This window comes from Mycobacterium sp. 1245852.3 (assembly GCF_001669335.1).
GTDB classification, from domain to species: domain Bacteria; phylum Actinomycetota; class Actinomycetes; order Mycobacteriales; family Mycobacteriaceae; genus Mycobacterium; species Mycobacterium europaeum_A.
Map to the genome: position 1 here is coordinate 1 of NZ_LZLL01000480.1, position 645 is coordinate 645.

The 645-nt window shown below is 67.1% G+C and carries 1 pseudogene; it reads right to left on the reverse strand.

Annotation, left to right across the window (positions count from 1 at the left end):
• Nucleotides 1-645, reverse strand: a pseudogene (locus A9W96_RS21295) (DUF222 domain-containing protein); the annotation flags it as partial.

A 645-nucleotide genomic window follows, 5' to 3' on the forward strand; every position in this document is an offset into this window, starting at 1 on the left:
CCGCGGTCGAGGTGTGGTGGTGGGATCCATTCGGTGTCGCCGTTGGCGCGTTTTTGGGTGGTCCAGCCCTTCTCGAGGAGGCGGTGGTGGGGTCCGCAGGCCAGGGTGAGTTGGTCGATGTCGGTGCGGTGAGTCTTGACCCAGTCTTGGACGTGGTGGACTTCGCAGTAGTAGCCGGGCACGTCGCAACCCGGATGTGAACATCCACGGTCCTTGGCGTGCAGGACGATTCGTTGGCCGGGTGAGGCCAGGCGCTTGGTGTGGTACAGGGCCAGCGATGTGCCTTTGTCGAAGATGGCGAGATAGTGGTGGGCGTGGCGGGCCAGGCGGATGACGTCGGACATGGGGAGCAGGGTGCCGGCGGCGGTGAGGGCTGTGCCGGTGCTGCGTTCGAGGTCCTCGAGTGTGGTGGTGAGGATGATGGAGGCTGGTAATCCGTTGTGTTGGCCGAGTTTTGCGCTGGCCAGCAGGGCGCGTAGGGCGGCGTTGAGGCCGTCGTGGTGGCGTTGGGCGGTGCTGCGGGTGTCGCGTTGCACCGCGTCTTGGGGCGGGCGCTGTCGATGACCGGCTGCTCGTCGTCGGGGTTGCACATGCCGGGGGCGGCGAGTTTGGCCAGTACCGCCTCGAGGGTGGCGCGGGCTTCGG